General features: G+C 61.1%; 6 protein-coding genes. All 6 read right to left on the reverse strand.

Features of this window, described 5'->3' with window-relative positions:
* Positions 1–1,717: ATP synthase subunit A (locus tag ACI944_RS10165; RefSeq protein ID WP_411718932.1), on the reverse strand; the 1,717-nt coding region annotated here is incomplete at its 3' end.
* A 2-nt stretch (positions 1,718–1,719) separates the two neighbouring features.
* Positions 1,720–2,040 (reverse strand): V-type ATP synthase subunit F, encoded by a 321-nt coding sequence (locus tag ACI944_RS10170; protein WP_411718933.1) that lies wholly within the window; start codon positions 2,038–2,040, stop codon positions 1,720–1,722.
* Positions 2,037–3,095 carry a V-type ATP synthase subunit C gene (locus tag ACI944_RS10175; RefSeq protein ID WP_411718934.1) on the reverse strand — a complete coding sequence of 353 codons (1,059 nt, stop codon included), beginning with the start codon at positions 3,093–3,095 and terminating at the stop codon, positions 2,037–2,039. Before ACI944_RS10175 ends, ACI944_RS10170 begins: the two co-directional genes overlap by 4 nt.
* Complete coding sequence (locus ACI944_RS10180; RefSeq protein ID WP_411718935.1) at positions 3,092–3,673, reverse strand: V-type ATP synthase subunit E; 582 nt, start codon at positions 3,671–3,673, stop codon at positions 3,092–3,094. Before ACI944_RS10180 ends, ACI944_RS10175 begins: the two co-directional genes overlap by 4 nt.
* 22 nt (positions 3,674–3,695) lie before the next feature.
* Positions 3,696–3,962, reverse strand: a complete 267-nt coding sequence (locus tag ACI944_RS10185; protein ID WP_411718936.1) for a F0F1 ATP synthase subunit C — start codon at positions 3,960–3,962, stop codon at positions 3,696–3,698.
* Between the two features lie 171 nt (positions 3,963–4,133).
* Positions 4,134–6,320, reverse strand: coding sequence for a V-type ATP synthase subunit I (locus ACI944_RS10190; protein ID WP_411718937.1), 2,187 nt, complete (start codon positions 6,318–6,320; stop codon positions 4,134–4,136).
* Between the last annotated feature and the right edge of the window lie 104 nt (positions 6,321–6,424).

Genomic DNA, 6,424 nt, shown 5'->3' on the forward strand with positions numbered 1-6,424 from the left:
GCTCGTCGATGTAGTTCTCGAAGTCTTCCTGCGTGTTCATCCGATTGAGCCGCGAGATTGACTCGACGTCGACGATCTGCTCGACGGGGACGCCGGCCTCGAGCGCTTCGAAGGCCTCCTCGTTGAAGTGCTGGATCGCGGTCAACATGAGGTAGGTCTTTTCGGGCTCACAGTAGGTGTCGACATCGTGGAAGGCGTTCTGCTGGAGCCACCCCTCGCGGATGTAGCGGGCGACCTCAAGGGTCAGCTGCTGGTCATCCGGCAGAGCGTCCTTACCGACGAGTTGGACGATTTCTTGGAGCTCACTCTCCTCGTCAAGGACGTCAACGGCCCACTGCCGCACTTCGGGGTACTCCTCGTTGACGTTCTCGCGCCACCACGGATCGAGCTGTTCGGTGTACAGCGAGTACGACTCGTTCCAGTTGATTGAAGGGAAGTGTCGCCGTTCGGCCAGATCCGCATCCAGCGCCCAGAAACACTTGACAATACGTAGCGTGTTCTGGGTGACAGGCTCCGAGAAGTCCCCGCCGGGCGGCGAGACAGCGCCGATCGCCGAGATCGAGCCCTCGCTGCCGTTGAGGTTCTGGAACTTGCCGGCACGCTCGTAGAACTCCGAGAGGCGGGCAGCCAAGTACGCCGGGTAGCCTTCCTCGCCGGGCATCTCCTCAAGCCGCGAGGAGATCTCCCGCATGGCCTCGGCCCACCGCGAGGTGGAGTCGGCCATGAGTGCCACGTCGTATCCCATGTCGCGGTAGTACTCGGCGATCGTGATACCCGTATACACACAGGACTCACGCGCCGCGACGGGCATGTTGGACGTGTTCGCGATGAGACACGTCCGGGACATGAGCGGCTTGCCGGTCTTCGGGTCCTCCAGTTCGGGGAAGTCCTCGATGACCTCGGTCATCTCGTTGCCGCGCTCGCCACAGCCGACGTAGACGACGATGTCCGCGTCGGCCCACTTGGCGAGTTGGTGTTGAGTGACCGTCTTCCCGGAGCCGAATGGCCCCGGAATCGCCGCAGTGCCGCCCTTCGCGATCGGGAAGAGACCGTCCAAGATGCGCTGCCCAGAGATGAGCGGCGTCGTCGGCGTCTCCTTCTCGACCGTCGGGCGGGGTTCCCGAACCGGCCACTCCTGACGCATCGCGATCTCCTCGCCGTTGTCGAGTTCGGCGATTGTCTCGTCAACGGTGAACGACCCCGACTCGATCTCGGTGACCTCGCCGCCGTCGTAGCCCGGCGGCACCAACACCTTGTGGTCGATGCTCTCGGTCTCGGGAACGATCCCGACGACGTCGCCGGACGTGACCTCGTCACCGACCTCGACCTCGGGGTTGAACTCCCAGGTCTTCTCGAGGTCGATGCCGGGTGCGTCGACACCGCGGTCGAGGAACGCCCCCATCTTTTCTTCGAGAACGTCCAACGGCCGCTGGACGCCGTCGTAGATACTGTCCAACATGCCCGGTCCGAGATCGACGGAGAGCGGCTCGCCCGTGTTCTCGACGGGTTCGCCGGGGGCGACGTCGGACGTCTCCTCGTACACCTGGATAGTGGTGATGTCCCCCTCGATCTCGATGACCTCGCCCATCAGCCCTTCCTCGCCGACGTAGACGACGTCGTTCATCCGGGCACCGAGATCGGTCGCGGTCACGACCGGACCGCTGACGCTCTCGATTACGCCCTCGTCTGTGGTTTCGCTTGCAGTTGCTTGACTCATGATTACTCGTCCATCAGGTCGATGCCGATGGCGCGTTTGATCTGCTCGCGCAGATTACCCGAACCGGTCCCGCCACCCAGCGTGACGACGACCGGTTCGACACTCGTTTCGACCCGTTGTCGAACTGTGCGTGACAGCTGCTCAACGTCCTCGTCGTGCATGACGACGATCCCGACGCCCTCATCATCGAGCGCCGACGTAACGGCGTCGTCAAGGCGCTCCGCTTTTTCATCGACCGGCACGTTCTCGAACCGGCGGACGCCTGCGAGGCGAAAGCCGGTCGTGAAATCCGGACTGCCGACGACGGCGATTTCCTCGCTCATGCTCTCAGTTCCTCTTCGATCTCTTCGACGGAAAGCCCGGCTTCCCGTCCACGTGCGATCGCCCGGATATTATCGGTTTCGCGTTCCTTCGCGAGAATGTACGAGAGTACCGGGCAGACCGACAGCGGATACCGATTCGAGAGCTTTTCGGAGTACTCCAACAGCGCGGTATCGAGCGCGTGCTCGAATTGAATGAGGCTGTCGATGTCCTCGAGGCTTTCGAGTGCCTCGACGAGATCGTCACCATAGGTGCTCTCCCGAATGCGCTCGACCAACTCGTCGGTGTTCGATACGAGTTGTCGCAACTCGTCTGCGCGGAACAGCCGCCCACCGTCCATGAAGTACGCCGCAGGATCGATGTCGGCATTACTGCGGGCGATGCGAAGCGCGTTCCGAACGTTTCGGAAGTCGATTTCTGCCTGCAGAAACTCCCGATACAGGGCCGTCGGCGTGTCCGGCTCCGGGGTCCCGATATTGTCCATCAGGTGCGAATAAAACGCGCGGTCGACCGCGTTTTCCAGCGGTACGAGCACGTCTTGGCTCTCGTAGTCCGAGAAGGCCTCGTTGAGTGGATCCGCAAAGATGGTGTTTTCCAGCAGATCGACTACCTCTTCGATGCTCGTCGCGTCGACCAGGCGGTCGAGAGACCGCTCGGAGAACTCGCCGGTCCGGATCAGGTCGTCCTGAATACTCTCACGATCCGCGTCGGTGTAGATGCCGCGAATGACCGTTTTGACGTTCCAGGTATCGAACTTCCGGAGGTAGTTTGCGACGTATCCGTACAGGGGGCCATCGGACCACGTTAGTAGATCGTCGAAGTGCTTTGCGAGGTTCCTGTTGAGCGCGTACTCGACGAGGTCGATACCCGAGTGACGCGCACCCAGCGCGTTCATCTCGGCCTCGTACTCGGTTTCCTCCATGAACCGAGCGATTTCGCTCGGGCCCATACGTACCAACTTTCGATAGTCGTCCTCGTCGAATAGCTTCGCCCGTCGCGATCGGACTCGCGCAGTGACGTATTCGTAGTTCGAACTTCCTTCGGTTTTGACGCTCATTCTTCGAAGAGCCGTGCGCTGATTTCGCGCAGGTTATCGTCCCAGATCTCTTCTAGGATGGAGTCGAACGTGTTGCTCACGCGAACTCGGGACTCTTCGGCCTCGACAGCGACGCCGCCGAGACACTCGATCGATTCGCCGAGATCAAAGCCGTCGTAGTCTTCGAGGATTGCCTCCAGCAGTTCTTCGTCGTCTGCCCGGCCGTGGACATGAACGACGTTCGCGTCGCTGAACTCTTTGGCTGCGACATCCAGAAGCGTCCGAGTCAGTTCCGCACGCTCATCGCCGTCGATGGCGGCGATCCGTGCTTCGACGTCCTCGCGGACCTCTTCGATGACTTCACGCCGAGCATCGAGGCGCTCCTGCTTTGCCTCAAGCTTTGCACCGGAGATCCTCTGTTCGCGCTCCTGCTCGATCCGCCGTTCGGCATCGCGTTCAGCCTGCTGGCGGATCTCTTCGGCGTCGCGTTTCGCCTCGGAGACGATCTCGTCGGCACGTTCTTCCCCCTCTGATTTGATCTCGTTCGCACGTGCGCGGGCTTCGTCTCGAATGTCCTCTACGACCGTATCAAGACTCATTGTTTGGAAAATTGAGTGCGGTTTAGACGACGAAGACGACGACAAGCGCTAGAATAACGAGCGTCTCCGGCAGGACAGTCATAATCAGCCCTCGGCCGAAGAGATCCTCGTTCTCCGCGATAGCGCCCATGGCCGCAGCGCCGATACCACGCTCGGCAATCCCTGCGCCGAGCGCGGCAAGACCGACCGCCAGTGCGGCCGCGCCGGGCGCCGTCAGGGCCGGACCGCCTTCCGCGCCTGCTTGAAGTACCGGTGCAACACTACCAACTTCCGTAGCAAGTTCTATCATATGTATTGGTTTTTGTTGGTCGACTTGTTTCCGAACGATTTCATATGTTCCTACAGTGCTCATAAAGCTTCTCAAATACAGTCAAGCGATGTGTCTTCCATCGCATACGGGCCCGTACAGGTGGTTGCCGAGTGTTCGAAAAATACGCGCTTCGAGGGGTATGCCTCGACGTCAGTCCTCGGTCGTGTAGGTCCGATCGTGGCCGAATGGCCGATACTCCTTGCCCCCTCCTTCGTAGAATTTCCCGAAGAACTCCACGTACTCGAGACGAACTCCCTGAAGCCCGGCACTCGTGACACCGAGTGCGAGCACGAGCAGGTGCCCGATAACGAGAACGAGGGCGCCGACGAGCACGGCCGCGATACCGCCGTGGACCAGGCCGGGAGACATGATTTCGACGACCTCGTGGCCGTGGAACATCGTTCCGGCACCCTCCGGCATCCCGCCCAGACCGAAGTGCCAGGCGTCAACCGTCTCGCCGCCGTGAGTCTCTTCGGTGACGTACACACCGAAGACGAGCAGATTGACCACGAAGGCCATCCCGGCCTTCGCGAGCAGCACTGCAGCGATCCGGGTGTAGGAAAGCACGTTCACGAGCACGTTCAGGAACTCGACGCCCTCGATCGGCTCGCCGGCGACGAGCAGCGCGAAGCCAAGAACGAACAAGGCGAGTCCCGCAAACCCGATGATGGGGTCGAAGCCGGTAAACCCGAGCGCGAACGGATGGCCAGCGAAGACGCCGCTTTCGGCAGTGGTGAGCAGATCCGGTGCCGCACCGGTCGGCGGCGCGTCAGCGAAGACCCACGCCCACAGGCCGAACATCATCAGCAGCCACGAGCCGCTCTCAAGTACCGCATCGCCGACACCGTGCGAGAGGTTCTGATAGAAGTCGATCATCCAGCCAACGGCGAGGTGGACCATTCCGATCAGCAGGCTCACGACGAGCCACCCGATCGCGTAGTTGGCGTGGGTCGGGGTCAGCCCCTTGTGGATCGGCGGACTACCGCCCCAGACGATCTCGCCGAGCTGGTGGAGTCCGAAGAACTCGCCGTACAACACGCCAAACACGCCGGTGAAAATACCGGCTGCGACGCCGACGCCGCCGAGTGATCGGATCGCGTCGGATTCGAACCGGCTCATCAGCAGATATCCAAGTACGACGTAGAGGATTCCATATCCGAGATCACCGATCATGAACCCGAAGAACGCCGGAAAAGTCAAAAACAGGATCAGCGTCGGATCGACCTCGTCGTAGCTCGGCCGGTTTATAACGCCGACAAGTGTCTCAAACGGTTTTACCGGATCGGGATTGCTCTGTATGACCGGCGGTTTGCCGCCGCTCATCTCCGCGCCACCGTCGGTGGCGACCGCTTCGCCGCGGCCACTTTCGTCGACCGACTGGCGATCGTGAGCGTGGCCATCCTCATTGTAGGATGCGCGTTCGAGTTCTTCAACCTCGACGTGATCGCCGACAGCGTCCTCGAGCGCGTCTTCGATATCCCAGCGTCGTTCGGTCGGAACCCAGCCCTCGGCGATAAAGGCGCTCTCGGTTGTCGCGAATGTCAGCGGCGCCTCCCGTTTTTGAACCTCGATCGCGAGCTTTTCCTCGGCAGCGAGCAGAAAGCTCGAGACCTCGTGGCGGACGTCTTCGACTTCGCTTTCGACGGTCTCGAGTTCTGATCTGATCTGCTGCTGTCGGTGCTGGAGGTCTTCGATATAGTCCTCGGGGCTCGTCGCCTCGTCTTCGGCACCGACTTCCGGGACCTCGTACTCGGTGAACGACACGCCAACGAGGGCGTCCTGTATATCGATCCGCGGGTAGACAAAGAGAGCGAGGTACGGGTCCTCCACGAAGAGTTCGTACTCCTCAACCGCGTCCGCGTCATCGAGCGCTGCCCGGATCTCGTCGGCGTTGCCTTCGCCGACCGCCGCGGTCAGTGAATCGTATCCGGCGAACAGATCGAGGTCGAGTTCCAACTCCGCGAACGGACGAGCGGTCTCGATGCTGTCCTCGATCTCGCGCAGTTCATCCTCCAAGCCCGTCCGTCGGTCATCGAGTTCGTTGACGCGCTGACGGGTCTCCTCAAGTTCCGACTCAAGCTCATCGTCGCCGATGATACGCGCTCGAGCGTCATCCTCGGTAACACCGAGGGTACTCTGAAGAGCACGGACGGTAACGAGCTTTTCCGCGGCTTCCTCCGCGCCTTCGACCGGATCCCCCGGATTGAACCCCTCCCAGGTACCGTCGTACTCGGTGACGTGCAACAGGTTCTGATCGTGGATGGCTTCGATAGCATCGTCCATCACACGCTTGGATCCCGTGACCGAGATCCGGCTCATCCGCTCAGGTCTGAGCATGCACCGCCTCCTTGAACAACTCGACCGTGTATTCGACCACCTCGCCGTGTTTTTCCTGCGCACGTTCTTCGAGCGCCTCGCGTTCCTCTTGACCCTTCGCGAGA

The sequence above is a fragment of the Natronomonas sp. genome, from assembly GCF_046710025.1.
Lineage (GTDB): Archaea > Halobacteriota > Halobacteria > Halobacteriales > Haloarculaceae > Natronomonas.